The sequence below is a fragment of the Streptomyces sp. NPDC026538 genome, assembly GCF_055567535.1.
This window is the reverse complement of record NZ_JBVHQG010000005.1, coordinates 323,100-349,939: the sequence shown is the minus strand read 5'-3', so window position 1 is coordinate 349,939 and position 26,840 is coordinate 323,100. Positions and strand designations below refer to the sequence as shown.

The following is a 26,840-nucleotide window of genomic DNA, read 5'->3' as shown; positions in this document are numbered from 1 at the left end:
GAACCTGTGCCGGAGACAGCCAGCCCCGACTTCGTTATCAGACGCCTACACGAAGACGCTCAGCACACCCGCCACCGCGAACCCGGCCACCGACAACACCGTCTCCAGCACGGTCCACGTCTTCAGGGTGTCCCGCTCACTGATACCGAAGTACTTGGCGACCATCCAGAAGCCGCCGTCGTTTACGTGCGAGGCGAAGATGGAGCCCGCCGAGATGGCCATGATGACGAGGGCGACGAAGGCCTGGGAGTGGTGGCCCTCGCTCAGCAGCGGGGCGACGATGCCCGCCGTCGTCGCGATCGCCACCGTCGCCGAGCCCTGCGCGACCCGCAGCACGACGGAGATCAGGTAGGAGAGGACGATCACCGGGAGGCCCACGCCGTTGAAGGTGTCGGACAGTGCCTGGGCGACCCCGCTGGCCTTCAGCACGGCCCCGAAGATCCCGCCGGCGCCGACCACCAGCAGGATGTTGCCGACCGGCTTGAGGGACGCGGTGGACACCCTCTCCAGGGACTGGCGGGACCAGCCGCGCCGGATGCCCAGCAGGTAGTAGGCGAGCACCAGGGCGATGGTCAGGGCGACCATCGGCGTGCCGAAGAACTCGATCACCGAGCGGCCGGTGGAGGGGTCCAGGGCGATCGAGGAGAAGGTCGCGGCGAGGATGAGGACGAGCGGGGTGCCGATGATGGCCAGGACCGTGCCGAGCGGGACCGGCTTCTCCTGGGGCTCCACTCCCGCCGACCGCTGCTCCGCCAGCACCGCCTGCTTGGCCTCCTCCGCCGCCTCGACCATGTCCTGCGGTACGGCGACGAAGATCCGCCTGCCGATCCACGCCGAGTACACCCATGCGGCCAGCACCGCCGGGATGCCGCAGACGATGCCCATGAGGATGACCCAGCCGAGCTGGACGTGCAGCAGCGCGGCGGCGGCCACCGGGCCGGGGTGCGGGGGCAGGAAGGCGTGGGTCATGGAGAGACCGGCGAGCAGCGGGAGGCAGTACAGGAGGATCGACTTGCCGCCGCGCTTGGCGGCCGCGTAGACGAGCGGGGCCAGCACGAAGATGCCGACGTCGAAGAAGACCGGGATGCCGAAGATGAGCCCGGTGAGGCCCATGGCGAGCGGGGCCCGCTTCTCCCCGAAGAGGTTGAGCAGCCGGGAGGCCAGTACCTCTGCCCCGCCGCTGACTTCGAGGATCGCGCCGAGCATGGTGCCGAGGCCGATGATGATCGCGACATGGCCGAGGATGCCGCCCATGCCGGACTCGATGGTGGAGACGGCGTCCGAACGCTGGACGGTGCCGAAGAGTTCGGTGACGGAGAGACCGGCCAGCAGGCCGACGGCTATGGAGACGGCGAGCAGGGCGACGAAGGGCTGGAGCCGCGCCTTGATGATGAGGAAGAGCAGCAGGGCGATGCCGATGGCGGCGACGGTGAGCAGTCCCGCGGTGCCGTCGAGGAGGAGGAGCAGTCCTCCGGTGTGGGGTGGGGTGGCTGGGGCCGAGGTGGCGGATGCGGCGAGCGGTAGGGACATGTGGGGGTCCTCTTCGTAAGTACATGGTCCGGGGGGTTTGGGGGGTGTCCCCCCGACAGGCACAGCCGGGCAGGGGGGATCGCGGCACGGCGCCCGGTGCGGGGGCCGTGCCGTGACAGACGTACGGTGTGCGGGAACTGATGGGTCGTCAGCCGAGGACGGCGAGGGCGTCGATCTCGATGAGGAGGCCGGCGGGCAGACCGACGTAGACGGTGGTGCGGGCGGCGGGCGGGGCGGTGAGGCCCTGCTCCTCGAAGTAGGTGTTGTAGATGCCGTTCATCTCGGCGAAGTGGTCCACGTCCGTCAGATAGACGCGGATCATCATCACGTCGTCCCAGGAGGCGCCGCCCTCCTCCAGGATCGCCTTGACGTTGGCGAGGGTCTGGAGGGTCTGCTCGCGGAGCGTGGGGCCGGCCGGCGTCGGGGGCTTGCCCTCCTCGGCGGGCAGGAAGCCGACCTGGCCGGCGACCTGGAGGATGTTGCCCTTGCGCACGCCGTGGGAGAACTTGGCGGGCGGGGTGGTGTGGGTCGTGGGGGTGAGGGCGGTCTTCTCGGTCATCAGTTGCTGGCTTCCTTGATCGGAGTTCTGCCGGAGTACTCGCCGCTGATCGCGTCCGCCGTACGGCGCACCTGCGGGAGCAGGGTGAGGAGTTCGTCGGCGGTGACGACGACGTTGGGCGCGGAGACCGACATCGCGGCGACGACCCGGCCGTCGGCGCCGCGGACGGGGGCCGCGACGCAGTTGATGGACTCCTCGTGGCCGCCGAGGTCGGTGGCCCAGCCCTGTTCGCGCACCTTGGCCAGTTCCTTGCGGAAGGCCTCCGCGTTCGGTGTCGAACGGGCCGTGTACATGGGGTAGTCGAGCTTGTCGGTGAGAGCGCGCCGCTCGGGCTCGGGCAGGTCGGCGAGGAGCAGCTTGGCGACGGCGGCGACGGTGATGGCCACCGGCTTGCCGATCCGCGAGTACATGCGCACCGGGTAGCGGCTCTCTACCTTGTCGATGTAGAGGACCTCGCCCTCCTCCAACACGGCGAGGTGCACGGTGTGCCCGCAGGCCTCGTTGAGGCGGGCCAGGTGGGGGTGGGCGATCTCGCGGATGTCGAGGTTCTCCATCGCCTCCTGGGCGAGCGCGAAGAGCCGGGCGCCGAGGCGGTAGCGCTGGTCGGACTGGCGGTAGACCAGCCCGTGTTCGTGGAGGGTGCGCAGCAGCCGCAGTGCGGTCGACTTGTGCACGCCGAGGCGCTCGGCGACCCGGCCGAGGTCGGCGGGGCCCTCGGCGAGCAGCGGCAGGATGCTGAGCGCTCGGTCGACGGTCTGGCTCATGGGGTGCGTACCTCCTCTTCGGCCGCGTCGGCTTCGGTCCAGCCGGGGCCGAGTCGAAGTCTCTCCCACGCGTCGGCGTCGAAGGCGGTCAGACGGTCGGCGGTGTCGCGGGCGGGGGGTGCGGCGAGGTCGGCGGGGGTGGTGAGGGCGGCGGCGGCGAAGAGGTGACCGAGCCGCAGTGTGCGCCGCAGGGACAGTCCGCGCAGGGTCCCGGAGAGAAACCCGGCGGCGAAGGCGTCCCCGGCACCGACGGGGGCGACGACGTCCACGACGGGGGCGGGTTCGAAGGTGGGGGTGGGGTCGCTCACCGGCCTTGGCAGGGCGTCGCCCGCGCCCACCCTCCCCCACTCTCGGCTTCGCTCGAGCGGGGGGACCCCCGTCGCCCCAGCGGCACGACTGCCCGCGGCTGAAGAGAAACGGCTGGCGAAGCGCCCCGTAAGGGGCGCGGGGAACTGCGCGACCAGCCCCCACGCACCCGCACCCGCACCCGCACCCAGAGACGAAGCCGCACCCGACACGAAAGCCGTGGCCCCCACTCCCCCCTGCTTCACCACCAGCACGCCCGGCTCCGGCAGCAGTTCGCGAACGGCCTCCGGGCCTCCCGTCACCCCCCACGCCTCCTCCGCCTCGTCCTCCCCCACGAACACGATGTCGGCCCGGCGCGCCAGCTCCAGCAGGACATCCGGCCCGTCGCCCGAATCCCACAGCCCGCGCCGGTAGTTGACGTCGAAGGACACCACCGGCCGCCCCTCGGCGGGAGCCGTCAGCTCCCTCAGCAGGTCCAGGCACCCGGGCGACAGCGCGGCCGTGATGCCGGACAGGTGCAGGATCCGGGCCGCGCGCACCGCGGCCAGGTCCACGGTCGCCACCGACATCGCGGACGCCGCGGACCCCGCCCGGTAGTACGCGACCTCATGGGCGTCCGTCGCCCGGTCCCCGGCCGTTCGGAAGTACACCCCCGTCGGACGCCCGGGATCACGGTCCACGCACGCGACGTCCACGCCGTACGAAGCCACCGTCTCCACCAGATGGTCGCCGAACCCGTCCGCGCCGACCCGGCTGACCCACCGCACCGCATGTCCCGCCGCGGCCAGCGCACACGCCACGTTGGACTCCGCGCCGCCGATCGCACGGTCGAAGGACGGCACGTCCGCGAGGCGCCCCGGCCGCGTGGGCAGGAACGTCACCATGGACTCGCCGAGCGCGACGACGTCGAGGGCGTCCACGGCATCAACAGCGTCCACGACGTCAACAGTGGCCACGACGTCAACGGTGTCCAAGACGCAAACGGCGTCAACGGCGTCCGTGGCCTTCACGATGGTCGTGGCTCCTCGTCTCGGGTCGCTGCGGGCTCCATTGACCCGGCGTTGGCGTGGATGTTAGACAGCGGTAAGCGATATACGCAATGGACGTTGCACACAGTGCAACTCACCAGATCAGGGAGGCTCCGTGTCCTTCGACACCGGCACCGACGCGCTCGCCCGTCTCACGGAGGAACGCGTCGACCACCGTTTCAAGGGCCTCCCGCCCGACGCCGAGGGCCTCACCGTCGGCGAGCTGACCGCCCAGCGCCGCAACCTGTTCTCCGACGGCTTCGCCACGCCCGTGCTGGCCCTCTCCGCCGAGCGCCTGGAACACAATCTCGCGCTCATGGAGACGTACACCGAGCGGCACGGCCTCGCCTTCGCCCCGCACGGCAAGACCTCCATGGCCCCACAGCTCTTCCAGCGGCAGGTCGAGCACGGGGCGTGGGGCATCACCCTCGCCGTCCCGCACCAGGTACGGGTGGCCCGCGCCTTCGGCACCCGGCGGATCTTCCTCGCGAACGAGCTCGTGGACGCCCCGGCGCTGCGCTGGATCGCCGCCGAGCTGGAGCGCGACGCGGAGTTCCGCTTCGTCTGTTACGTCGACTCCGTGCGCGGGGTGGAGCTGATGGACGCGGCGCTGAAGGGAAGCTCCCGTCCGGTCGACGTCGTCGTGGAGCTGGCCGCCGGGGAGGGCGCCCGCACCGGCGTCCGTACCGAGGCGGAGTGCGCGGCGGTCGCGGACGCGGTGGCCGGGGCGGCGGGAACCCTGCGGCTGGTCGGGGTCGCCGGGTACGAGGGCGAGGTCCCGCGGGCCGACCCCGACCGGGTGCACGCCTATCTGCGCCGGCTCGTCGCACTCGCCGTCGACCTCGACAAGACGGGGCGGTTCGCGGGCACCGACGAGATCGTCGTCAGCGCGGGTGGCAGCGCCTGGTTCGACGCGGTCGCCGACGTCTTCGCCGGGATCCCCGCGCTCTCCCTCCCCGTACTGAAGCTGCTGCGGTCCGGCGCCTACGTCTCGCACGACGACGGCCGCTACCGGGAGGTCACCCCCTTCAACCGTGTCCCCGAGGAGGGCGCCCTGGAGCCGGCCTTCCGGCTCTGGGCGCAGATCGTCTCCCGCCCCTCCGCCGAGCAGGCCTTCGCCAACGCGGGCAAGCGGGACGCGGCCTATGACCTGGACCTCCCGTTCGCCCAGGTGATCCGCCGGGACGGCACGGAGCGCCCGGCGACCGGGGTGTCGGTCACCGGCCTGTCCGACCAGCACGCCTGGCTCGCCACCACCCCCGAGGCGGACGTCGAGGTCGGGGACTGGGTGGGCCTCGGCCTGTCGCACCCGTGCACGTCGTTCGACAAGTGGCAGCTGATCCCGGTCGCCGAAGCGGACGGCACGGTCGTCGACTACGTCCGCACGTTCTTCTAGGAGGAGCCGTGGATCAGCTCGTCATCCGGGACGCGGACGTCGTCGACGGCAGCGGGGCCCCCGCCTACCGCGCGGACGTGGTCATCGACGGGGGCCGGATCGTCACCATCGTCAAGGAGGCCGCGGCGGCGGGCTGCCAGCGCCCGCGCGCGACGCGCGAGCTGGACGCCGAGGGTCTGGTCCTCGCCCCCGGCTTCATCGACATGCACGCCCACAGCGACCTGGCCCTGCTCCGCGACCCGGACCACAGCGCCAAGGCCGCACAGGGGGTCACCCTCGAAGTCCTGGGCCAGGACGGGCTGTCGTACGCCCCCGTCGACGACCGCACCCTCGCCGAGGTGCGCCGGGCCATCGCCGGCTGGAACGGCCACGGTGACGACATCGACTTCGACTGGCGCTCGGTGGGCGAGTACCTGGACCGCCTGGACCGGGGCATCGCCGTCAACGCGGCCTATCTGATCCCCCAGGGCACGGTCCGCGCGCTGGCCGTCGGCTGGGAGGACCGCGAGGCCACCCCGGCCGAGCTGGACCGGATGCGCCGGCTGGTGGCGGAGGGCATGGCACAGGGCGCGGTCGGCATGTCCTCCGGCCTCACCTACACCCCCGGCATGTACGCGAAGGACGCCGAACTGACCGAACTGTGCCGGGTGGTGGCGTCGTACGGTGGCTACTACTGCCCGCACCACCGCTCGTACGGGGCGGGTGCCCTGGAGGCGTACGAGGAGATGGTGGCCCTGTCCCGGGAGGCGGACTGCTCCCTCCACCTGGCCCACGCCACCATGAACTTCGGCGTGAACAAGGGCCGGGCACCCGAGTTGCTGTCGTTGCTGGACCAGGCCCTCGCGGCCGGCGCCGACATCACGCTCGACACCTACCCCTACACGCCAGGCAGCACGACCCTCGCGGCGATGCTGCCGAGCTGGGCGAACGAGGGCGGCCCGGACGCGGTCCTGGCGAGGCTGGCGGACGGGGACACGGCCGAGCGCATCCGCCACCACCTGGAGGCCCTCGGCTCCGACGGCTGCCACGGCGTCCCCATCGAGTGGGACACGATCGAGATCTCCGGCGTGGCCGACCCGGCGCTGGCGGACTTCGTCGGCCGTACGGTGGCGGAGTCGGCCCGGCTGCGCGGCGAGGCCCCGTGGACGACGGCCCGCCACCTGCTGCTGGCGGACCGGTTGGCCCCGTCCATCCTCCAGCACGTCGGCCACGAGGAGAACGTCCGCGCGATCATGCGGCACCGCGTCCACACCGGCGGCTCGGACGGCATCCTCCAGGGCACCAAGCCGCACCCCCGGGCGTACGGCACGTTCCCGCACTACCTCGGCCACTACGTAAGGGAGTTGGGAGTCCTCTCCCTGGAGGAGTGCGTCGCCCACCTCACCGGCCGTCCCGCGGCCCGGCTGCGCCTGCCGGACCGCGGCCTGATCCGCGAGGGCTACCGAGCCGACGTCGTCCTCTTCGACCCGGAGACGGTGGCGGCGGGCTCGACGTTCGACAACCCGCGCAGACTCCCGACGGGCATCCCACACGTCCTGATCGACGGCCGCTTCGTGATGGAGGACGGCCGGAGAACGGACGAACTGGCGGGACGTTCTGTCCGTCGCGAGCCGTCATGCTTTTAGGGGCGCGGGGCCGTGTCGATCTGCGGCTGCCGCCGCGTGGGCGCGACCGGCCCCCACCCACCCGCAGACACACACGGCCGCCCGCCACCCCCTACGGCTTGGGCAGGGTGCAGCCACTCGCACTCAGGTTCAGCACGTTCCCCGTCGTGAAGCACGCCGGGATGATGTACGTCTCCTCCGCGTAGTTGATCCCCTGCCGCACCGTGACGTTCCCGTTCGCGTCCACCTCGCACGGGTTGTCCACGGTGCACCGCTCCCCGTCCTCGTTGCCGGTGTTGTTGACGGCGACGACCTGCCCCGTGGTGGTGTCGATCACGGGCGAGCCCGAGGTCCCGCCGATCGTGTTGCACGCGGAGGTGTAACGGACCGAGTCCTTCCAGGTCCAGTCACCCTCCTTCAGCCGGTACACGAACCCGTCGATGCTGCAGCTGTAGATCGTCTTCCAGTAGCCGGAGACGACCTTGATGGCGGTGCCGGCGACGGGGTGCGCGCTGCTGACGGTCAATGGGCTGATGCCGTAGGAGCTCTTGATCGCCGCGTACGTCGTGGTGGTGCGGTAGATCGTGACGTCCGTGTCGGTCATCGTCGAGTAGACGACCTGGTTGGCGCGGAGCGTGGCGACCTTGGTGCCGGCGGAGTTCAGCAGGCCGAAGGTACGGCTGGAGGACTGGCCGGTGATGACCTCGCCGGGCTCGGGGAAGCCGGTCTCCAGGCAGTGGCCGTTGGTGAGCACCAGCGCCGGGTCGGTGTCCGCGGAGTTCGGGAACCGGATGACCGATCCGGAGCAGTTGCTGAGCGAGACGGTGCCGGCGAAGTTGACGGTCACCGCGGCGGCCTTTGCCGTCTGTGGCACGGCGACCGCCGGAGCCGTGCCGATCCCGGTGATGGCCAGGGAAGCGAGCGCGGCGACGAGAGGCTTGTTCATGTGGGGGTCCCCTCTTGACGACAAGGCGACCGGAGATCTTCCGGTCGCCACTTGTTTTGTCATGTGCATTGTGATGGGAGGGGGGTGGTGGGGCAAGGAGTTGTTTCAGGACCGGCGTTGGCGGATTTCCGCACACGCGGCGTCGACGTACTCGAAGAACGCCGGAATGCCGGCCGTGATCCGCGCATCGAGGTCGTGGCTGCGCTGCTCACGGGCCGGAGTGACACGGCCCGTGCAGAACACCGCGGGGCCCGTGAAGAGGCCCTCGTCCCGGCCGGCCGCGAGATCGGTGAACCCGGCGTCCGCGTCCGGGCCTCGCGCGACATCGGAGACCAGCAGATCGATGGCGGTGTGGGTGCGGAGAATCCGCTCGGCGGTGGGTCCGCTCGGGGCCAGGGGAATGGTCAGACAGGCCCTAGTGGGACCGGCCGCCGCCGCCCCGCCCGTGCCCCCAGCCGTGACCCCCGTACGTGGGGGTCTCGGCCGGCGTCTCGGTGGTGGCGGTCGGTGAGGGTGTCGCGCTCGGGCGGGCGGTCGGGCCGCCGCTCGGCGAGGTGCCGGCGGGCGGCGCGGCGGCGGAGGCGGTGGCGGACGGCGGGACGCTCGCGGGCGAGGCCGCCCGGGTGGACGGCACGCCCCCTGCCGCCGGTACGGCCGACGCGGCGGAGGGGGTGACCGACGCGCTGCTCGGGCCGTCCTGCGGCGGCTGCGGCGAGGACTCGCCGACGGTCCGCTCCGTACGGCTCCGGACGTCCTGGGTGCCGTCCGACGAGGAGGAGAGGGCGAACCCGGCGACCAGCGCGGCCACGGACGCGGCGCCCGCCGCGCCCACGGCGACCGCCCATCGCCTCGGACGCCGGCCCTCCGCGTCGCGGGCCGACCGCCGCCGCTCCGCCCGGCCCACCGCCGGTACGGGTGCCGGCGCGGGTGCCGGTACGACGGGCGCGGCGGGCGTGATCCGGGGCAGCTCGCGGGTCTCGTCGTACGCGTTGAGCCAGCCGTGTGCGGACGCCGGGTCCCGGTACTCCTCGTACACGGGGGCCGGTCCGCCCCCCTGCGGTTGGTAGACGCTGGGCGCCCCGGTCTCGTCCTCGGCAGGTCTCGGCATGGACGCGGATTCTAGGAGGGAAGGAGCCGATGAGACAGCTACCGGCGATAACAGGCCAAACTTCCGGGGACTTTTCGTGTCTCACGTGGTGGAAAACACGACGCGACGAGCCATACCGCACCGTAAGCTCACCGGCATGCAGGTGATCCAGTCGACCAAGCTCGCCAACGTCTGTTACGAGATCCGGGGCCCGGTTCTCGAGGAGGCGATGCGGCTAGAGGCGGCGGGACACCGCATCCTCAAGCTCAACACCGGAAACCCGGCCGCCTTCGGCTTCGACTGCCCGCCGGAGATCCTGGAGGACATCCTCCGCAACGTCTCCTCGGCGCACGGCTACGGCGACGCGAAGGGCCTGCTGGCCGCACGGCGCGCGGTCGTCATGCACAACCAGACCATCGGCATCGAGACCGACGTCGAGCACGTCTTCATCGGCAACGGCGTCTCCGAGCTGATCGTGATGGCGATGCAGGGCCTGCTGGACGACGGCGACGAGGTCCTCGTCCCGGCACCGGACTACCCCCTGTGGACGGCGGCGGTCTCCCTCTCCGGCGGCACCGCGGTCCACTACCGCTGCGACGAGCAGTCCGACTGGATGCCCGACCTCGCCGACGTCGAGCGCAAGGTCACCGACCGCACCAAGGCCATCGTCATCATCAACCCGAACAACCCGACGGGCGCGGTGTACGACGAGGCGATGCTGCGCGGGCTGACCGACATCGCCCGCCGCCACAACCTCCTGGTCTGCTCGGACGAGATCTACGACAAGATCCTCTACGACGACGCCACGCACACCCCGACCGCCGCGATCGCCCCGGACCTGCTCACGCTCACCTTCAACGGCATGTCCAAGGCCTACCGGGTGGCCGGTTACCGGGTCGGCTGGATGGCCATCTCCGGCCCCCGCGCACACGCCGACTCCTACATCGAGGGCCTGACGATCCTGGCGAACATGCGGCTGTGCGCGAACATGCCCGGCCAGCACGGGGTCGTGGCCGCGCTCAGCGGGCGCCAGTCGATCAACGAGCTGGTACTGCCGGGCGGGCGCCTGAAGGAGCAGGTGGACACGGCGTACGAGCTGCTCACCCAGATCCCTGGCGTGACCTGCGTTCGGCCCAAGGGCGCCCTGTATCTCTTCCCGCGCCTCGACCCCCAGGTCTTCAAGATCAAGGACGACCGGCAGATGGTCCTGGACCTGCTGCGGCAGGAGAAGATCATGGTCGTCCAGGGCACCGGCTTCAACTGGCCGGAGCCGGATCACTTCCGGGTGGTGACCCTGCCGTCGGTGGGCGACCTGCGGGACGCGATCGGCCGGATCGGCCGGTTCCTGGACGGCTACGGGCAGCCGTAGCCGGGGTGGCCGGGGCCCGTCGTAGCCGCCGGACCACGGACCGTGAACCGGGTCAACTTTAGACGAGATCTAAGGTAGGATGGCTTCCTGACAGCACAGGAGGCCATCTCCCATGTACGAAGCGATCCGCACCAAGTCGGTCCACAGCACGATGGCCGGCGCGGCTGCCGACTTCCCTCACCGGACGCGCGAGGAGGAGCTGGACATCCAGCTCGCGGGACATCTCGCGGCGTTGCTCGCCGTCACCGACGAGCTGCGCGGCCTCACACCGTCCACCGACCTGGACGCCGCCGCGACCCGGCTGGCGGAGCAGGTGACCCGGCTGCGGGGCGGACGTACGCCGGTCCGCGCGTCGCCGGCCGCGGCAGGACGGCCGGCGCCCCTGCACGAGCGCGCCCACGCACTGGCCGGCCGCGCGCTGGTGGTCGCGGCCTCCCGGGCGGACACCGCGGCGGCGATCCTCGCGGCGGAACGCATGGACGCCCACGCGGCCGCGACCGAACTCACCACGACGGCCTGACCCGGGCCGACCACCCACCCCGGCCGATCAGCCGGGCCCCCCGACGGCCCCGGTCCGCGCGCCCCCAAACCCCGCGCGGACCGGGTTGCCACCACCCCCACCTCCCCGCAGGCGGTCCCTTCCCGCCGCAACGGCGACCAGCCACCACGACTCGGCCCGGCGGTGCCGCTCCGATGCGTCCGGCACCGCCGCATCCCACCGCACAGGCCGAGCGCCGTCGCGGCGGGCTCTTCTGCCGGCCCCGCCGCACCCCTGATCGGTCCTCGTCCCCCCGTTGTAATCCGGGACGTCCACTTCACGCCCCGTTCACCCCGAGCGCCCTGGAATGTGGAGTTCCGCGAGCACGCTCCCCGGCGTGAGACGTATCGCGGGAATCGTCCTGGCGGTACTGCTGATCGGTGGCGTGGTGGCTGCCGTCGTCGCAGGCCGGCAAGGGGACGACAAGGGCACGGCAACGAAGACCGTGCGTGGTGTGATCGGTTCGGAGAAGTCGGACTTCTTCGCCGATCCCGATGTGGTGAAGGCCCTCGCCGCCAAGGGCTACACCGTGAAGACGGAGGCGTCGGGGTCCTGGGCCATGGACGGCCTGGACCTGAAGGGCTATGACTTCGCGTTCCCGTCCAGCTCGGCACCCGCCGACCAGCTGGCCGCGAAGTACCACGCCCGCCAGCCGCTCCCCCGGCCCTTCTACTCGCCCCTCGTGGTGGTGGCCCATCGCAGCGCCGCCGAAGTACTGGCCGCGAACGGCCTCGCCGTGCTCGACGGCAAGGGCAAGGGCACCCTGAAGATGGCCGCATACCTGGACGCCGCCCGGCACGACCGGACCTGGCAGCAGCTCAAGGGGGCCAAGGCGCACGGCGAGTTGACCGGGACGCTGTACATCACCAGCACCGACCCGGAGACCTCCAACTCCGGCGCCCTGTACCTCGCCGCCGCCTCCTACGTCGCCAACGGCGGCCAGGTCGTGGCGGGCGACGCCGCCGTCGCGAAGACCGCACCCCTGCTGCACAAGCTGGTCAGCGTCCAGGGCGCCCAGCAGCCCAGCAGCGACTCGGTCTTCCGGGACTTCATCAGCGGTGCCGGCAACCCGCTGGTGTGTCTCTACGAGTCGCAGGTCGTCTCGCTGCTCGCCGAACGGCACGGCGCCGACGACCTGGTGGTCCTCTACCCGGACACCACGGTCAACAGCGACCACACGATCGTGCCGATGGACGACGCCGGCCGGGAGCTCGGCGAACTCCTCAGCACCGACCCGGCCCTGCGCAAGCTCGCCGTGCAGCACGGCTTCCGGCCCCAGGGCGACTCCGCCGAGTTCGTCACGGCCACCGCCGACCGGGCCGCGTACCTCAACCAGACACTGACCGGCGTCCGGCAGGCGCCCGTGCCCACCTCCGCGGTGCTGCACGAGATGGCCCGCCGGGCGCGCGGCTGACGGGGGGAACCTGTGAGCAACTTCGACAAGATGAGGCCGGGCGGCGGCGAGCACCCGCCCACGCTGAGCGGTGAGGACGTCTTCACGCTGACCCCGCCCGAGGCGGTCGCGCCGGTGCCGCGGGAGAGGGCCGGCGGACTCGTGCCCGTCGACGACAGTGTCCGTACCGACATGGCGCACAAGGCCTCCGTGTACGTCCGGGACCTCGCCGCCCTGGACGCGCGGTCACCGGAGTTCGCGAGCAAGGTCGGCGAGATCACCGGTCTCGGCGCCGGCGAGATGCGCAGCGCCGCCTCGCAGTCCAACCGCATGCTGGAGCGGGCCGTCCGCAGCCTGCCCGACAAGGGCGGGGACGCCCAGGCAAAGGTCGCCGGCTCACTGGTCGAACTGCGCCGGGTCGTCGAGGACCTGGACCCGCGCGACCTGCCCGCGGGCAAGGGCCGCAAGTTCCTCTCCCGGCTGCCCGGCGGCAACAGGCTCCGCGACCATGTCGCCAAGTACGCCTCCGCGCAGGGGACGTTGAACAAGATCGTGGGGTCGCTGCGCGGCGGCCAGGACGAACTGCGGCGCGACAACGCCGCGTTGCAGACCGAGCGGGTCCGGCTCTGGGAGACGATGGGCAAGCTCCAGGAGTACGTCGTCCTCACCCAGGCCCTGGACACCGCCGTCGAGCAGCACATCGGCCGGCACCCGGACCCCCAGGAGGCCGACGCGCTCCGCGCCGACGTGCTCTTCCCGGTCCGGCAGAAGCACCAGGACCTGCTCACCCAGCTCGCGGTGTCCGCGCAGGGCTACCTGGCGATGGACGTCGTACGACGCAACAACGACGAGCTGATCAAGGGCGTCGAACGCGCCGCCACCACCACCGTGTCGGCGCTGCGCATCTCGGTGATGCTGGCCTCCGCGCTGGACCACCAGAAGAAGGTCATCGAGCAGGTCAACGCGTTGCGCGGGACGACCGAGGACCTCATCCGGGGCAACGCCGAGATGCTCGCGAGCCAGAGCGGGGAGATCCAGCGCATCGCCGCCGACCCGGCCGTCGGCGCCGAGACGCTGCGCGCCGCCTTCCAGCAGATCTACCGCACCCTGGACGCCATCGACACCTACAAGGTGCAGGCGACCGAGGTGATGGCGAACACCGTGCAGTCCCTCACGGACGAACTCCAGTCGGCCGGCGCCTACCTGGAGCGCAGCCGCTCCAAGGGCGCGCTGGAGGGCGGCCCGGCATGAACAGACGCCCGCTGCTGACCCTGCTCGCCACCGCAGCCCTGCTGACCGGGTGCACCTCCGAAAGCCACCGGGACGACGACTCCACCGCCCCGAAGCCCGGCACGCTGCGGGTCCTCGCCTCCTCCGAACTCAGCGACATGACGGCCGTCTTCGACCGGGTCCGCAAGGACACCGGCGTGACGATCCGCCCCACCTACCTGGGCACCCTGGACGCCGTGGACCTGGTCGCCCAGGGCAAGGCGGACGGCAGGTACGACGCCCTGTGGCTGTCCTCCGACGACTACCTGCGGCTGCGCCCCCAGGCGGCGAAGAAGGTGGTCTCGGAGACCTCGATCATGTCCAGCCCGGTCGCGATCGGCGTCCGGACGGCCACCCTCAGGTCGCTCGGCTGGAAGCCGGCCGACGTCACCTGGTCGCAGATCGAGCAGGCCGTGGAGGCCGGCCGGCTGACGTACGGCATGACCGACCCGGCCCGCTCCAACTCCGGTTTCTCCACGCTGGTCTCGGTGGCCTCCGCGCTCTCCGGCGCCCAGTCGGCGCTCACGGACGCCGACGTGACCAAGGCGACCCCGCGGCTGAAGAAGTTCTTCAAGGGCCAGACCCTGACCTCGGGCTCCTCCGGCTGGCTCGCCTCCGCCTACCGGCGGCGCGGCGACGTCGACGCCCTGCTCAACTACGAGTCCGTTCTCAAGGGCATCCCGGGCCTCACCGTGATCCGCCCCGCCGACGGCGTGATCACCGCGGACTACCCGCTCTCCTCGCTGGCCGCCTCCTCGGCCGACACCCGCGAGGACGTCCGCAGGGTGGCCGAGGACCTGCGGACGACGGCCGTGCAGAAGCTCCTCACGGACACCACCCACCGCCGCCCGGTGGTCGCCTCGGTGCCGCCTGCCGCCGGTCTCGACACCTCCCGCCGCCGTGAACTCCCCTTCCCCGGCAGCAAGTCGGTGGCCGACGGGCTGATCTCCGCGTACGAGAACGAACTGCGCCGGCCGTCCCGCACGGTCTATGTCCTGGACACCTCGGGCTCGATGGAGGGCGACCGTCTCGCCCGCCTGAAGAAGGCCCTCACCGACCTCACGGGCGACTTCCGCGACCGCGAGGAGGTCACCCTGATGCCGTTCGGCTCGGACGTGAAGAACGTCAGCACGCACGTCGTCGACCCGGCCGACCCGGACACCGGCCTGAACGCGATCCGCAAGGACACCGACGCCCTGCGGGCCGACGGCAACACCGCCATCTACACCTCGCTGGAGAAGGCGTACGGCCGGCTGCGCGCCGACCGGGACACCTTCACCTCGATCGTGCTGATGACGGACGGCGAGAACACCACGGGCGCCAAGGCCGGCGAGTTCGACGACTTCTACCGCGGCCTGTCCACCAGCCGGCGGAACATCCCCGTCTTCCCGATCCTGTTCGGGGACTCCTCCCGCACCGAACTGCAGCACATCGCCGCCCTGACCGGCGGCCGTCTCTTCGACGCCCAGCAGGGCTCCCTGGACGGCGCCTTCGAGGAGATCCGTGGCTACCAGTAAGTTCCTCGGCTATCTGGAGTCCCGCAAGAACCTCACCGGATCGGCGGGCGGCCTGCTCGGCCTGGTCCTCACCTTCACCGGGGTGGCCGGCCCGTACTGGCCGGTGGTGGTGGCGGGCCTGTACGGCGCGGGCGCGCTGATCGCCCCGCCGGAGCGGCCGCCGCTGCCGGACTTCCCGACGCCGTCGGCCCAGCTGGAGGGGGTGCGGGCCGACTTCGGGAAACTGGAGACCTATCTGGCGGAGGTCGGCCTGCCCGCTTCGGCACAGGCCCGGCTCGGCGAACTGACCGACCTGCTCACCGCGTTGCTGGACCCGGGCTGGGCGGCCGAGCTGCTGGCCCAGGACCCGGAGGGCGTCCACGTGCTGTCGCGGACGGTACGGCAGGACATCCCGGAGGCGGTCGACAGCTTCGTCCGCACCCGGTGGTGGACGCGTCTGACCCCCGGCCAGGAGCCACCGGAGCAGCACCTGGAACGGCAGCTGACCCTGTTGAAGGAGGAGGCCGAACGCCTGGCAGCGGGGCTGAGGGACGCGGAAGCGAGACGCCAGGAAACGCATACCCGCTATTTGGAGGAGAGGGGCAACTGAAGCGCCCCCGAAAGGGGCGCGGGGCTGTATCTATATGCGGCTCCGCCGCGTGGGCGCGACCAGCCACGACGGCGCGGCACCCGACAACGCACCCCGTACAGGCGAAGGCCCGCCGCCCCCGCCCCCGTCGGGGCGGACGGGAAGTGACGGGGACGGCAGGCCCAGGGCCACGCACTCCGTTGTGCGCGGCCTCGCCCGTTCACACCGCGGCCGGTCGTGACGATCGCTGGTCAGGGCACACCCGTACCGGCCGCGGAGTCTTCACTCGGGGCTCAGCCCAGGCGCTCCACCAGCGCCCGGTACTCGTCCCACAGTTCCTTCGGCGTGTGGTCGCCGAAGGTGTTGAGGTGGTCGGGGACCAGCGCGGCCTCCTCGCGCCAGGCCTCCTTGTCGACGGTCAGCAGGAAGTCGAGGTCGCCGTCGGCCAGGTCGAGTCCCCTGGTGTCGAGGGCCTCACGCGTCGGCAGCACGCCGATCGGCGTCTCCACGCCCGCCGCCTTGCCGTCCAGCCGCTCCACGATCCACTTCAGGACCCGGGAGTTCTCGCCGAAGCCGGGCCAGACGAACTTGCCCGCGTCGTTCTTGCGGAACCAGTTGACGTAGTAGATCTTCGGGAGCTTCGCCTGGTCCTTGCCCTTGGCGACGTCGACCCAGTGCGCCATGTAGTCGCCCATGTTGTAACCGCAGAACGGGAGCATCGCGAACGGGTCGCGGCGCAGCTCACCGACCTTGCCCTCGGCCGCGGCGGTCTTCTCGGAGGCCACGTTGGCGCCCAGGAACACGCCGTGGTTCCAGTCGAAGGACTCGGTCACCAGCGGGACCGCGGTGGCGCGCCGGCCGCCGAAGAGGATCGCCGAGATCGGCACACCCCGCGGGTCCTCCCACTCCGGCGCGATGATCGGGCACTGCGCGGCGGGCACGGTGAAGCGGGCGTTGGGGTGGGCGGCCGGGGTCTCGGAGTCCGGCGTCCAGTCGTTGCCCTTCCAGTCCGTCAGGTGGGCCGGAAGCTCCTCCGTCATGCCCTCCCACCAGATGTCGTTGTCGTCGGTGAGCGCCACGTTGGTGAAGACCGCGTTGCCCCACAGCGTCTTCATGGCGTTGGCGTTGGTGTGCTCACCGGTGCCGGGCGCGACGCCGAAGAAGCCGGCCTCGGGGTTGATCGCGTAGAGGCGGCCGTCCTCACCGAACCGCATCCAGGCGATGTCGTCGCCGATGGTCTCGACGGTCCAGCCGGAGACGGTGGGCTCCAGCATGGCGAGGTTGGTCTTGCCGCAGGCGCTCGGGAAGGCGGCGGCAACGTACTTGGACTCGCCCTGCGGAGGAGTGAGCTTGAGGATCAGCATGTGCTCGGCGAGCCAGCCCTCGTCCCGCGCCATCACGGAGGCGATGCGCAGGGCGTAGCACTTCTTGCCGAGCAGGGCGTTGCCGCCGTAGCCGGAGCCGTAGGACCAGATCTCGCGGGACTCGGGGAAGTGCGAGATGTACTTGGTCTGGTTGCAGGGCCAGGGGACGTCCGCCTGGCCGGGCTCCAGCGGGGCGCCGAGGGTGTGCACGGCCTTCACGAAGAAGCCCTCGTCACCGAGTTCGTCGAGGACGGCCTGGCCCATGCGCGTCATGGTGCGCATGGAGGCGGCGACGTACGCGGAGTCCGTGATCTCCACGCCGAGCGCGGAGAGCGGGGAGCCGAGGGGGCCCATGCAGAACGGGACGACGTACATCGTCCGGCCCTTCATCGCGCCGCGGAACAGGCCCTGCTCGCCGGAGAAGATCTCGCGCATCTCGGCGGGAGCCTTCCAGTTGTTGGTCGGGCCGGCGTCCTTCTCCTCCTCGGAGCAGATGAAGGTGCGGTCCTCGACCCGGGCGACATCGGTCGGGTCGGAGGCCGCGTAGTAGGAGTGGGGGCGCTTGATCGGGTCGAGCTTCTTGAAGGTGCCCTTCGCCACGAGCTCTTCGCACAGTCGCTCGTACTCGGCCTCGGATCCGTCACACCAGACCACGCTGTCCGGCTGCGTCAGTTCGGCGATCTCGTTGACCCACGAGATCAGTTCCTGGTGCTTGGTGGGGATGACGGTGGGAGCCGCGATGTCGCGCGCCACGATTGCTCCTAAATGAGGGATTTTTTGATCTTTTTGGTCCGCTGAGGACCTTGCGCCCCGTGGGGGCTGCGACCCGGATGCTTCACGGTCATCGACCGTCTGGCGCTCATCCGGTGCCGACCGCACTCATTTGATCCTCCGACTCGATCACCCATCTGTCCAGAGGGAGTCACAGATGAGCGACGTGAGGAAGGCCACGGTCGCGGTGCCGACCTGCGTTTCTTTGCGTCCACATTGAGTTCGCCTCAAGGTCTTTTTGCCCGGTATCGCAAGACCGCCGTGCCGCCGACGGGTCACCCGTGAGACGATGGCCACTCCCGGGCCGTCATCGGCCGAGACTGATCCGTGACTTACGGTTCCGTAGGTACGATGCGGTGCATGACTGCACCCGTCCCCGACGCGCCCACGGACTCGCCGGCCGCCGGCCACGGGTCCAGTGCGCTCTCGTCCCTGTCGCACCAGGTCAAGCCCAAGTTGCGCGGCTGGCTGCATCTGGGCATGTTTCCGGCCGTACTCGTCTCGGGCCTCTTCCTGACCGCACTCGCCGACTCACCGCGCGGCCGTGTCGCCTGCGGGATCTACGCCCTGACGGCATGTCTGCTGTTCGGCGTGAGCGCGCTGTACCACCGGGGCAACTGGAGCCCGCGCATGGACGGCATCCTGCGCAGGCTCGACCACGCCAACATCTTCCTGATCATCGCGGGCACCTACACCCCGCTGACCCTGCTGCTCCTGCCCGCCGCGCAGGGGCAGTGGCTGCTGTGGGGCGTCTGGGCCGCGGCGGCCGCCGGCATCGTCTTCCGGGTCTTCTGGGTCGGCGCCCCTCGCTGGCTGTACACGCCCTGCTACATAGCGATGGGCTGGGCGGCGGTCTTCTACCTGCCCGACTTCATGCGCACCGGCGGTATCGCCGTACTGGTCCTGGTGATCGTCGGCGGCCTCCTCTACAGCGCGGGCGGCGTGATCTACGGCATCAAGCGCCCGAACCCGTCACCGCGCTACTTCGGCTTCCACGAGGTCTTCCACTCCCTCACGCTGGCCGCGTTCGTCGTCCACTACGTGGGGATCTCGCTGGTGGCCTACCAGCACGCGTAGTCCCCCGCCCTCTCCGAGTGGCCACGGCTCCCGAGCCGTGGCCACTTTTTTCATGCCCTGACAGCAGCTCCCCATCGACATGTACTAGATTTTGAGAGCTACTCTCATTTCATGGCTACTGTCACTCAGCTGGAAGAGACACATCAGAACCCCCGCCGCTGGTGGGCCCTGGGCGCCCTGGTCGCGAGCATGCTGGTGCTCGGCTTCGACACGACGATCCTCAATGTGGCGCTCCCGACCATGGCCGGCGAGCTCGGCGCCACCACCAGCCGGCAGCAGTGGATGGCGGACGCGTACGTCGTCGTCTTCGCCTCGCTGATGCTCCCGGCCGGGCTCCTCGGCGACCGCTTCGGCCGCCGCCGGATGCTCGTCACCGGCCTGGTGATCTTCCTGGCCGGGTCCCTGGTCGGCTCCCTCGCCGACGACGTGAACTGGGTGATCGCCGCCCGCACGGTGATGGGCGTCGGCGCGGCACTGGTGATGCCGCTCGCCATGTCCGTGCTGCCCTCGCTGTTCGGGCCGAAGGAGCGCACCCGGGCCGTCGGCATCGTCTCGGCCGCCTCGGCGCTCGGCCTGCCGCTGGGCCCGATCATCGGCGGTTTCCTGCTCAACCACTTCTGGTGGGGCTCGGTCTTCCTGATCAACGTCCCGATGGCCGCCATCGGGATCGCCGCCTGCGTCTTCCTGCTCCCTGAGACCAGCGACCCCGCCTCCCCCAGGGTCGACGTCCTCTCCACCGCGCTCACCGTGACCGGCCTCGGCGCCCTGATCTACGCCATCATCGAGGCGCCCGACCGCGGCTGGGGCGACCCGCTGGTCCTGGCCCTGCTGGCGGGCTCCGTCGTCCTCGTCGCGGGCCTGGTGCTGCGCGAACGCCGGGTCGAGCGCCCCATGCTCGACATGACCCTCCTCGCCCACCGCGGCTTCCTGCTCAACACCCTCGCCGCGACGCTCGTGATGTTCGTGCTGTCCGGCCTGCTGTTCGTGCTGCCGCCCTACCTCCAGGCGGTCCTCGGCAACGACGCCTTCGGCACCGGCCTGAGGCTGCTGCCCATGATGGGCGGCCTGCTGGTGGCCGCCCGGGGCGCCGAGGCGATGGTCGCCCGCTTCGGATCACGCGCCGTGATCGCCACCGGCCTGGTCGCCCTCGCCTTCGCCGCGATCCTCGGCAGCCGTACGACCGTGGACTCCGGCTACGGCTACACCGCGCTGTGGCTGTCGATCGCGGGCCTCGGCTTCGGCTTCTCGGTGGTCCCCGCCATGGACGGCGCCCTCGCCGCCCTGCCCACCGACCGGGCCGGCAGCGGCTCCGGGCTGCTGATGACCACCCGCCAGGTCGGCGGCGCCATCGGCATCGCCCTGCTCGGCAGCCTGCTCGCGAGCACCTTCCGTGACCGCCTGGACGTGACCGGCCTGCCCGCCCCGCTCGGCCACACCGCCGGCGAGTCGGTGGTCGCCGCCCACCTGGTCGCGGAGAAGACCGGCTCGGCCCCGCTGGTCGCCTCCGCGAACGCCGCGTACGTGCACGGCATGGGCTTGGTCCTGCTGGTCTGCGGTGCCGCCGCGCTGGTCACCGCGCTGCTGGCCGCCGCGCTGCTGCCCAACACACCGACCGCCCACCCCACCGAAGCGGAAGGCAACGAGGACGCGGCCGTGGCCCCCGCCACCGCCGATGCCGGACAATGACCAGCATGACGGCACCGCACACCTCCTTCTCCCCGGCCGACAACCCCCGGCTCGGCCTGCGCGAACGGAAGAAGATCAAGACCCGCGAGGCGATCCGCGAGGCGATGTACGCGCTGGTCGAGGAGCAGGGGTACGAGGCCACGACGATCGAGCAGATCGCCGAGCGGGCCGAGGTGTCGCCGTCCACCGTCTTCCGGTACTTCCCGACCAAGGAGGACATCGTCCTCACGGACGAGTACGACCCACTGATCCTGGAGGAGCTCCGGGCCCGGCCCGCCGACGAGCCGTGGCCGGAGTCCCTCCGCCATGTGATGCACCGGGCGGTGGCCCTCGGCATGAAGGACGCCCACTCGGTCTCCCGGCTGCGCACCCGGCTGATGGTCGAGGTGCCGGCGGTGCGCTCCCGGATGATGGAGAGCATGTCGGAGACCGGCCGGCTGCTGTGCCAGGCCATCGGCGAGCGCACCGGGCGCGACCCGCACAGCCTGGAGGTGCGGGTCTACGCGATGTCCATCGTCGGCGGGCTGATGGAGACCTCGATGTACTGGGCGGAGCAGGACCACGAGCCCGACTTCACGGCCCTAGTGGACCGCGCCCTGAAGGTCATCGAACACGGACTGCCGCCGGAAAAACCCTGAGGTACCGGGCGCCTCCCGTGCCATCCTGACCAGGTGAACACTGCCGAGATCCGTGTCGAAGTCGCCCCCGGGCTGGCCCTGTTCGTCCCGCACGCCCGCCGCACCGGCGCACACCTGCTCACCGTCGACGGCGTCTCCACGCTCGGCCATGTGATCGAGTCCCTGGGCGTCCCGCTCACCGAGGTCGGCGCGCTGGTGGTGGACGGCCGGGAGGTGCCGGCCGCGCACATCCCGGCGGACGGCGAGTCGGTGGCCGTGCGCGCGGTCCGGCGCCCGCAGGAGATCCCGGGCGCTCCGCTCCGCTTCCTCCTCGACGTCCACCTCGGCACCCTGGCCCGCCGGCTGCGCCTGCTGGGCGTGGACACCGCGTACGAGTCGACGGACATCGGCGACCCGGCCCTCTCGGCCCGCTCGGCGGCCGAGAAGCGCGTCCTGCTCAGCCGCGACCGGGGCCTGCTGCGCCGCCGCGAACTGTGGGCCGGCGCCTACGTCTACAGCACCAGCCCCGACGACCAACTCCACGACATCCTCGACCGCTTCACCCCCGAGCTGCGTCCCTGGACCCGCTGCACGGCCTGCAACGGCCTGCTGAGGAAGGCGACCAAGGAGGAGGTGGCGGACCAGCTGAAGGGCGGCACACAGAAGTCGTACGACGTCTTCGCCCAGTGCACGGAGTGCGGCCGCGCCTACTGGAAGGGCGCGCACCACCAGCAGCTGGAGGCCATCGTGGAGCGCGCCCTCGCCGAGTTCGCCTGAGGCGGCCGGGGCCCGGGGTCAGTTGCGGCCCAGCGCCCGGTACTCCCAGCCGGCCGCCCGCCACTGCGCGGGGTCCAGGGCGTGCCGGCCGTCCACGACCCGGCGCCGGTTCACCACGGAACCCATGACCTCCGGGTCGATCTCCCGGAACTGCGCCCACTCGGTCAGCAGCACCACCACGTCGGCGTCCGCGGCGGCCTGCAGGACATCGGTGCCGTACTCCAGCTCCGGGTGGACACGGCGGGCGTTGTCCATCGCCACCGGGTCGTAGACGGTCACCCGGGCACCGGCCCGGTGCAGCGTGGCGGCGACGTCCAGCGCCGGGGCGTCCCGTATGTCGTCCGAGTTGGGCTTGAAGGCCGCCCCCAGCGCGACCACCTTCGTCCCCGCCAGTTCCCCGCCGACCAGTTCACGGACCAGGTCCACGGTGCGGGCCCGGCGGCGCTGGTTGATCCCGTCCACCTCGCGCAGGAACGCCACCGCCTGGGCGACGTCCAGCTCCTCGGCGCGGTGGATGAAGGCCCGGATGTCCTTGGGCAGGCAGCCGCCGCCGAAGCCCAGGCCCGGCTTGAGGAACCGGCCGCCGATCCGGTCGTCGTAGGCCAGCGCCTCGGCCAGCAGGTGCACATCGGCGCCGGTGGCCTCGCAGACCTCCGCCATGGCGTTGATGTACGAGATCTTCGTGGCCAGGAAGGAGTTGGCGGCGACCTTGACCAGTTCGGCGGTCGGCAGGTCGGCCACCACCACCGGGGTGCCCTGGGCGATGACCGGCGCGAACGCGGCGCGCAGCTGCTCCTCCGCCCACGCGGACTCGGTGCCGAACACCAGCCGGTCGGGGTGCAGGGTGTCCTCCACGGCGAAGCCCTCCCGCAGGAACTCCGGGTTCCAGGCGAGTTCGACCTCGTCCCCGGCCGGCGCGGTCTCGCGAACCAGCTCCGCCAGCCGGGCCGCGGTGCCCACCGGCACCGTGGACTTGCCGACCACCAGGGCCCGGCGGCGCAGGTGCCGGGCCAGCTCGGTGACCGCTCCCTCCACATGGCGCAGGTCCGCCGCGTAGGAGCCGGGCTGCTGCGGGGTGCCCACGCAGACGAAGTGGATGTCGCCGAACTCCGCGGCCTCCGCCAGGCTGGTGGTGAAGTGCAGCCGGCCGGATTCCTGGGCCTTGACCAGGAGTTCGGGCAGCCCTGGCTCGAAGAAGGGCACCTCCCCGGCTCTCAGCAGCTCGATCTTGCCGGGGTCCACGTCGACGCCCAGTACTTCATAGCCCAGCGCCGCCATGCACACGGCGTGCGTGGCGCCCAGGTAGCCGGTGCCGATGACCGTGAGACGGGGAGCGTCGGTGCCGTCGAGAAGAGTGTCCATGATGCCTCCGAGAGGGTTTCCCGAGCTGAAGGTGCGCATGCCGAGGACGCGCTTGGGTGAAGGAGAGGGGACTGCGGCCGCGTGTGGGGCCCGGGTGCGAACCGGGCCCCCCGCGTCAGGAGGAGCAGGCGGTGTTGGCGAGGCCCTTCGCCGCGTCGCTGACCTTGTTGTCGCAGGCGACCTTGTTGTTCTCGACGGGCGCGAGATGGAAGCCGTAGCCGGGGCCGTCCACCTGCGCGGTGTTGGCCTGGAACACGTTTCCGGTGCCCCAGCCGTCGAGGATCCGGTGGGTCTGGAAGCCGTCCTCACGGGAGTGACGGCCGACGTTGCCCTTGATCAGCCAGTCGTTTCCCTTGACGTCGACCCAGGAGTCGTTGTGACCCCCGCTGAGCCCGGCGCCGTCGAAGGTGTTGCCGGTGAGGGAGCCGCCGGTGGTGCCCTCCTTGATGTCGACGGACTCGGCGGTGGTGGCGCTGACGTGGTTGCCGCGGATGACGTTGTCGTCGCTCTTGTCGGGCTTGCAGTCGGTGACCGTGCACCAGTTGGACTCGGCCGAGCCGACGTAGATGCCCTCGCCGAACTGCTCCTTGCGCTTGCCCGTGGCGCGGACGGTGTTGTTCTCGACCACGTTGCCGGAGCTGAAGTCGCGCAGGTGGATGCCCTCGTCGCCGATGTTCTCGACGGTCAGGCCCTGGATGACGGTGCCCTGGACCTTGTCGGCCATGACCCCCTTCTGGCCGTTGCGGACCGTGAAGCCGATCAGCCGCCAGTGGCTGGCGCCGTCGAGGTGGAAGGCGTAGCCGCCGTCGACGTCACCGGCGTCGATCACCGCGCCGGGGCCGCCGCACAGGAAGATCGGCTTGGCCGCGGTGCCGGGGGTGGCGGCGGTGAACTTGTCGTCGTACACCCCGTCCCGCATCTGGATGACATCGCCGGGCTGGGCGTGGTCCAGGGCGTCGTCAAGGGACTTGGCGTCGCTGACGGTGACGGTGGCGGCCGGGCACTTCACCGGTCCGGACGCGGCGGCCGCCGCGGAGCCGGACGCGGTGGGCGCGGCCGTCGCCTCGTCGGACGCCGTACCGCTCGGTTCCGGATCGGCGGACGTGGCACCGGGGCCGTCGGTGGCGTCGGTGCCGTCGGTGGGTGTGGCCACCGCAATGGTGGGGCCCGCGTCGGGGCCCGCCCCGTACACCACGGGCGGGCCGTCTCCGGTGGAGGCCGCCACGATCAGCGCCACCACCGAGATCAGCAGGGCGGCCGAGGCCACCCACAGCGGCAGGCCGCCGGAGAGCCAGATCCGGCGCAGCCGTTCCGCCGGCGTGAGCTGTGCTCCCGGGGTGCCGGCACCTGTCCCGCCCGGTGTGTCGTCGCTCATTCGCTCATCACCGGTGTCCTGCGGCGCCCCGCCACCTCGATCTCGTCCGGGGGCGGCGCGGGCAGCGGTGCCTTGTCGGAGTACGGGTGGACGATCCGGCCGGCCCGCCCGTGACCGCGCCGCCTGCGCCGGCCCATGACGGCCGAGAACAGGATCAGCATCAGGATGCCGGTCCACAGCAGGGTCATCGGGCTCGCGTAGTGCTTCACCTTGACCCAGAAGGAACTGGTGTCGTACCAGGCGAAGGTCTGGTTCTCCTTGATGTCGGCCCCGCCGTGGGAGCGGCTGGAGTCCAGCGCGCTGGGGCCGACCCCGCCGATCACGTTGAACGAGACCGTCGTACCGTCCACGCCGCCGACCAGGCTGACACCGTGGTTGGTGGCGTCCTGGACGGTGTTGCCGCGTATCTCGGCGGCCGAGTCGCGGACGTACACGCCGGTTTCCGGGCCGTCGATGATGTTGCCGGTGACCGTGGCGTCGCTGACGCCGTCCCGGACCGAGATGCCCTGCCGGTTCTGGCCGCTCAGGCGGTTGCCGGTGATGGACACCTTGTCCGCCGCCAGGCGGGCCACGATCCCCATGTCACCGCCCTCGATGCGGTTGTTCTGCACCCCGACGTCGAACCCGCCGAGTACCTCGACGCCGTAGCGGCCGTTGTCCTTGGCCACGCTGTTGGCGACCGAGTTGGAGCCGTAGCTGTCGACGGCCTGCCCGGAGGCGGAGGGGCCGTCGGCGAGCGGCTTGCCGCTGAGGGTGTAGCCGTTGCCGCCGTTGCCCTGGGCGGTGGAGCCGCTGATCCGCACCTGCTGGGTGGCGCGGGAGAGGATGAAGCCGTCGCCGCCGTTGTCCTTGGCGACCGTGCGCTGCACCAGCGAGCTGGAGACGAAGCGGTGCAGCACCACGCCGTCCTCCAGGCTGTTCTCCACGGTCGTGTCGCTGATCTCGATCCCCGTGGCACTGGAGATGAAGATCCCGAAGGCGTTGCCGGTGATGGTCGAGTGGGTGATCGACCCGGAGACGTAGGAGAGTCCGCCGGTGGAGAACCGGGCGTCGGGAGTGGTCAGTTCGCCGGACGGCATGGCGGTGACGTCACCGCTGCTGGAGCCGTCGTCGTCCTGCGCGTTCCCCTGCTCCTCGGCCCGCTCGCGCGCGGTCTTGCCGTGGATCTGGCCGGTGTCCTCCAGCGAGCCGGTGTTCGGCCGGTCGGTGCCGGTGAGGCTGAGCCCGCCGGTACGGCCGCTCCAGAAGCCCAGGTTGGCGAGTTTGGTGTGCGTCATCTCGAACTGGCCGCCGATGGTGCGGACATAGGCCCGGCCGTCCCGGACGTCGGTGTCGGCCTTGTTGGCCTGCGGGTCCCAGCTGGTGATCGTCAACGGCGCCTGGGCGGTGCCCTGGAGCGCCAGTTCGCCGCCGAAGGAGACGATGGAGACGAAGCCGGTGCGGTTGCTGGCCATCCGCAGGGTGAGGCCGCCCGGGTTGGACAGCTTCAGCTTGGCGCCGACGTTGAGGTAGATGTTCTCGGTCAGCAGGTACGAACCGTCCTTGCGCCGCACAAACGTCTGCGGGGCGAGTTTCAGCAGGTCGGCGATGGTGTATGCGTTGCTGCGCTGGGTGAGCACCAGGGTGTATCCGTTGTCGGTGTCCAGCCGGTACGGCACGGTCCACTTGGTGCTCTGCAGGGGCGCCACCGAGGTGAACGCCCGTACCTGGTTGAGCCGGTGGTCCTCGTCGGCGACCAGCGCGGCCTGGGTCTCCGCGTCCTCCGCGGCCAGCTTCTGCTTGTCGCCGTCCCCGTCGGCGTGCGCCGCGGTGGACGTGCCCAGCAGCAGCGTCGCCGCCACCGCGAAGGAGCCCAGCAGCGCCGCCGTTCTGGCACCGGCCCGGCGCAGCCCCGTGCCGGGGCCCGGTCTGGCAGTGATGAGTCGTGCCGACATGAC

General features: G+C 71.1%; 22 protein-coding genes. 12 read left to right on the top strand and 10 right to left on the bottom strand.

Translation table 11 applies throughout. The features are described 5' to 3' along the window. Nucleotides 1-45: 45 nt before the first annotated feature. From ACZ4N4_RS22055 to ACZ4N4_RS22040, 4 genes are all read right to left on the bottom strand, one after another. The gene (locus ACZ4N4_RS22055; protein ID WP_467591209.1) at nucleotides 46-1,530 is read right to left on the bottom strand and encodes a GntP family permease; all 1,485 of its coding nucleotides are present in this window, start codon (nucleotides 1,528-1,530) and stop codon (nucleotides 46-48) included. A 148-nt stretch (nucleotides 1,531-1,678) separates the two neighbouring features. Next, nucleotides 1,679-2,089 carry a RidA family protein gene (locus ACZ4N4_RS22050; RefSeq protein WP_351708518.1) on the bottom strand — a complete coding sequence of 137 codons (411 nt, stop codon included), beginning with the start codon at nucleotides 2,087-2,089 and terminating at the stop codon, nucleotides 1,679-1,681. Continuing rightward, nucleotides 2,089-2,853, bottom strand: a complete 765-nt coding sequence (locus ACZ4N4_RS22045) for an IclR family transcriptional regulator (protein ID WP_453568766.1) — start codon at nucleotides 2,851-2,853, stop codon at nucleotides 2,089-2,091. The genes ACZ4N4_RS22050 and ACZ4N4_RS22045 overlap by 1 nt, the downstream gene beginning before the upstream one ends. Then, nucleotides 2,850-4,043, bottom strand: coding sequence for a sugar kinase (locus tag ACZ4N4_RS22040; RefSeq protein WP_467591821.1), 1,194 nt, complete (start codon nucleotides 4,041-4,043; stop codon nucleotides 2,850-2,852). The genes ACZ4N4_RS22045 and ACZ4N4_RS22040 overlap by 4 nt, the downstream gene beginning before the upstream one ends. A 259-nt stretch (nucleotides 4,044-4,302) precedes the next feature. Between ACZ4N4_RS22040 and ACZ4N4_RS22035 the strand changes: the two genes are divergently transcribed. Both ACZ4N4_RS22035 and ACZ4N4_RS22030 read left to right on the top strand, forming a co-directional pair. Continuing rightward, nucleotides 4,303-5,583 carry an amino acid deaminase gene (locus ACZ4N4_RS22035; RefSeq protein WP_467591206.1) on the top strand — a complete coding sequence of 427 codons (1,281 nt, stop codon included), beginning with the start codon at nucleotides 4,303-4,305 and terminating at the stop codon, nucleotides 5,581-5,583. Between the two features lie 8 nt (nucleotides 5,584-5,591). Continuing rightward, nucleotides 5,592-7,208, top strand: coding sequence for an N-acyl-D-amino-acid deacylase family protein (locus ACZ4N4_RS22030; protein ID WP_467591203.1), 1,617 nt, complete (start codon nucleotides 5,592-5,594; stop codon nucleotides 7,206-7,208). Nucleotides 7,209-7,299: 91 nt separating this feature from the next. On the opposite strand, the gene ACZ4N4_RS22025 is transcribed toward ACZ4N4_RS22030, so the two are convergent. Next, nucleotides 7,300-8,133, bottom strand: coding sequence for a trypsin-like serine peptidase (locus ACZ4N4_RS22025; protein ID WP_467591201.1), 834 nt, complete (start codon nucleotides 8,131-8,133; stop codon nucleotides 7,300-7,302). Nucleotides 8,134-8,548: 415 nt separating this feature from the next. Further along, the gene (locus tag ACZ4N4_RS22020; protein WP_467591198.1) at nucleotides 8,549-9,241 is read right to left on the bottom strand and encodes a hypothetical protein; all 693 of its coding nucleotides are present in this window, start codon (nucleotides 9,239-9,241) and stop codon (nucleotides 8,549-8,551) included. A 136-nt stretch (nucleotides 9,242-9,377) separates the two neighbouring features. On the opposite strand from ACZ4N4_RS22020, the gene ACZ4N4_RS22015 reads away from it, so the two are divergent. The 6 genes from ACZ4N4_RS22015 to ACZ4N4_RS21990 all read left to right on the top strand — a co-directional run bounded on the left by ACZ4N4_RS22015 (nucleotide 9,378) and on the right by ACZ4N4_RS21990 (nucleotide 15,895). After that, nucleotides 9,378-10,589 carry a pyridoxal phosphate-dependent aminotransferase gene (locus ACZ4N4_RS22015; RefSeq protein ID WP_467591196.1) on the top strand — a complete coding sequence of 404 codons (1,212 nt, stop codon included), beginning with the start codon at nucleotides 9,378-9,380 and terminating at the stop codon, nucleotides 10,587-10,589. A gap of 112 nt (nucleotides 10,590-10,701) precedes the next feature. Further along, nucleotides 10,702-11,109, top strand: a complete 408-nt coding sequence (locus tag ACZ4N4_RS22010) for an SCO4983 family protein (protein ID WP_467591193.1) — start codon at nucleotides 10,702-10,704, stop codon at nucleotides 11,107-11,109. A 355-nt stretch (nucleotides 11,110-11,464) separates the two neighbouring features. Further along, nucleotides 11,465-12,541, top strand: coding sequence for a hypothetical protein (locus ACZ4N4_RS22005; protein WP_453568779.1), 1,077 nt, complete (start codon nucleotides 11,465-11,467; stop codon nucleotides 12,539-12,541). A gap of 30 nt (nucleotides 12,542-12,571) precedes the next feature. Next, nucleotides 12,572-13,771 carry a toxic anion resistance protein gene (locus ACZ4N4_RS22000; protein ID WP_453569192.1) on the top strand — a complete coding sequence of 400 codons (1,200 nt, stop codon included), beginning with the start codon at nucleotides 12,572-12,574 and terminating at the stop codon, nucleotides 13,769-13,771. Further along, nucleotides 13,768-15,306: a substrate-binding and vWA domain-containing protein gene (locus ACZ4N4_RS21995; RefSeq protein WP_467591190.1), complete on the top strand. Its 1,539-nt coding sequence runs from the start codon at nucleotides 13,768-13,770 to the stop codon at nucleotides 15,304-15,306. The genes ACZ4N4_RS22000 and ACZ4N4_RS21995 overlap by 4 nt, the downstream gene beginning before the upstream one ends. Beyond that, entirely contained in the window at nucleotides 15,293-15,895 is a 603-nt protein-coding gene (locus tag ACZ4N4_RS21990) for a hypothetical protein (RefSeq protein ID WP_467591188.1), read from the top strand. Before ACZ4N4_RS21995 ends, ACZ4N4_RS21990 begins: the two co-directional genes overlap by 14 nt. 272 nt (nucleotides 15,896-16,167) lie before the next feature. Here ACZ4N4_RS21990 and ACZ4N4_RS21985 read toward each other — a convergent pair whose 3' ends face one another. Continuing rightward, complete coding sequence (locus ACZ4N4_RS21985; RefSeq protein ID WP_467591185.1) at nucleotides 16,168-17,991, bottom strand: phosphoenolpyruvate carboxykinase (GTP); 1,824 nt, start codon at nucleotides 17,989-17,991, stop codon at nucleotides 16,168-16,170. 378 nt (nucleotides 17,992-18,369) lie between these two features. On the opposite strand from ACZ4N4_RS21985, the gene trhA reads away from it, so the two are divergent. The 4 genes from trhA (at nucleotide 18,370) to ACZ4N4_RS21965 (ending at nucleotide 22,166) form a co-directional block, all read left to right on the top strand. Then, the gene (gene trhA / locus ACZ4N4_RS21980) at nucleotides 18,370-19,086 is read left to right on the top strand and encodes a PAQR family membrane homeostasis protein TrhA (RefSeq protein WP_453568787.1); all 717 of its coding nucleotides are present in this window, start codon (nucleotides 18,370-18,372) and stop codon (nucleotides 19,084-19,086) included. A 111-nt stretch (nucleotides 19,087-19,197) separates the two neighbouring features. Further along, nucleotides 19,198-20,772 carry an MFS transporter gene (locus tag ACZ4N4_RS21975; protein WP_467591182.1) on the top strand — a complete coding sequence of 525 codons (1,575 nt, stop codon included), beginning with the start codon at nucleotides 19,198-19,200 and terminating at the stop codon, nucleotides 20,770-20,772. Continuing rightward, nucleotides 20,769-21,410, top strand: a complete 642-nt coding sequence (locus ACZ4N4_RS21970; RefSeq protein ID WP_453568791.1) for a TetR/AcrR family transcriptional regulator — start codon at nucleotides 20,769-20,771, stop codon at nucleotides 21,408-21,410. Before ACZ4N4_RS21975 ends, ACZ4N4_RS21970 begins: the two co-directional genes overlap by 4 nt. A gap of 33 nt (nucleotides 21,411-21,443) precedes the next feature. Continuing rightward, the gene (locus ACZ4N4_RS21965) at nucleotides 21,444-22,166 is read left to right on the top strand and encodes a Mut7-C RNAse domain-containing protein (RefSeq protein WP_467591179.1); all 723 of its coding nucleotides are present in this window, start codon (nucleotides 21,444-21,446) and stop codon (nucleotides 22,164-22,166) included. 18 nt (nucleotides 22,167-22,184) lie between these two features. Here the strand turns inward: ACZ4N4_RS21965 and ACZ4N4_RS21960 are convergent, their stop codons facing one another. The 3 genes from ACZ4N4_RS21960 to ACZ4N4_RS21950 form a co-directional block, all read right to left on the bottom strand. Next, a complete protein-coding gene (locus ACZ4N4_RS21960; protein ID WP_453568795.1) occupies nucleotides 22,185-23,528 on the bottom strand; it encodes a UDP-glucose dehydrogenase family protein in 1,344 nt (447 codons plus the stop codon). Nucleotides 23,529-23,643: 115 nt separating this feature from the next. Continuing rightward, the gene (locus ACZ4N4_RS21955; protein ID WP_467591176.1) at nucleotides 23,644-24,903 is read right to left on the bottom strand and encodes a right-handed parallel beta-helix repeat-containing protein; all 1,260 of its coding nucleotides are present in this window, start codon (nucleotides 24,901-24,903) and stop codon (nucleotides 23,644-23,646) included. Beyond that, nucleotides 24,900-26,837 (bottom strand): right-handed parallel beta-helix repeat-containing protein, encoded by a 1,938-nt coding sequence (locus ACZ4N4_RS21950; RefSeq protein ID WP_467591174.1) that lies wholly within the window; start codon nucleotides 26,835-26,837, stop codon nucleotides 24,900-24,902. Before ACZ4N4_RS21950 ends, ACZ4N4_RS21955 begins: the two co-directional genes overlap by 4 nt. Nucleotides 26,838-26,840 lie beyond the last annotated feature (3 nt).

Bases quoted from the DNA above. Each gene is read 5' to 3' on its own strand.
- ACZ4N4_RS21995 (WP_467591190.1), top strand. From the start codon at position 13,768: ATGAACAGACGCCCGCTGCTGACCCTGCTCGCCACCGCAGCCCTGCTG.
- ACZ4N4_RS21960 (WP_453568795.1), bottom strand. From the start codon at position 23,528: ATGGACACTCTTCTCGACGGCACCGACGCTCCCCGTCTCACGGTCATC.
- ACZ4N4_RS22020 (WP_467591198.1), bottom strand. From the start codon at position 9,241: ATGCCGAGACCTGCCGAGGACGAGACCGGGGCGCCCAGCGTCTACCAA.
- ACZ4N4_RS22050 (WP_351708518.1), bottom strand. From the start codon at position 2,089: ATGACCGAGAAGACCGCCCTCACCCCCACGACCCACACCACCCCGCCC.
- ACZ4N4_RS21970 (WP_453568791.1), top strand. From the start codon at position 20,769: ATGACCAGCATGACGGCACCGCACACCTCCTTCTCCCCGGCCGACAAC.
- ACZ4N4_RS22045 (WP_453568766.1), bottom strand. From the start codon at position 2,853: ATGAGCCAGACCGTCGACCGAGCGCTCAGCATCCTGCCGCTGCTCGCC.
- ACZ4N4_RS22040 (WP_467591821.1), bottom strand. From the start codon at position 4,043: ATGGTGACGTTCCTGCCCACGCGGCCGGGGCGCCTCGCGGACGTGCCG.
- ACZ4N4_RS21975 (WP_467591182.1), top strand. From the start codon at position 19,198: ATGGCTACTGTCACTCAGCTGGAAGAGACACATCAGAACCCCCGCCGC.
- ACZ4N4_RS21950 (WP_467591174.1), bottom strand. From the start codon at position 26,837: ATGTCGGCACGACTCATCACTGCCAGACCGGGCCCCGGCACGGGGCTG.
- ACZ4N4_RS21955 (WP_467591176.1), bottom strand. From the start codon at position 24,903: ATGAGCGACGACACACCGGGCGGGACAGGTGCCGGCACCCCGGGAGCA.
- ACZ4N4_RS22010 (WP_467591193.1), top strand. From the start codon at position 10,702: ATGTACGAAGCGATCCGCACCAAGTCGGTCCACAGCACGATGGCCGGC.
- ACZ4N4_RS22000 (WP_453569192.1), top strand. From the start codon at position 12,572: ATGAGGCCGGGCGGCGGCGAGCACCCGCCCACGCTGAGCGGTGAGGAC.
- ACZ4N4_RS22025 (WP_467591201.1), bottom strand. From the start codon at position 8,133: ATGAACAAGCCTCTCGTCGCCGCGCTCGCTTCCCTGGCCATCACCGGG.
- trhA (WP_453568787.1), top strand. From the start codon at position 18,370: ATGACTGCACCCGTCCCCGACGCGCCCACGGACTCGCCGGCCGCCGGC.
- ACZ4N4_RS22055 (WP_467591209.1), bottom strand. From the start codon at position 1,530: ATGTCCCTACCGCTCGCCGCATCCGCCACCTCGGCCCCAGCCACCCCA.
- ACZ4N4_RS22015 (WP_467591196.1), top strand. From the start codon at position 9,378: ATGCAGGTGATCCAGTCGACCAAGCTCGCCAACGTCTGTTACGAGATC.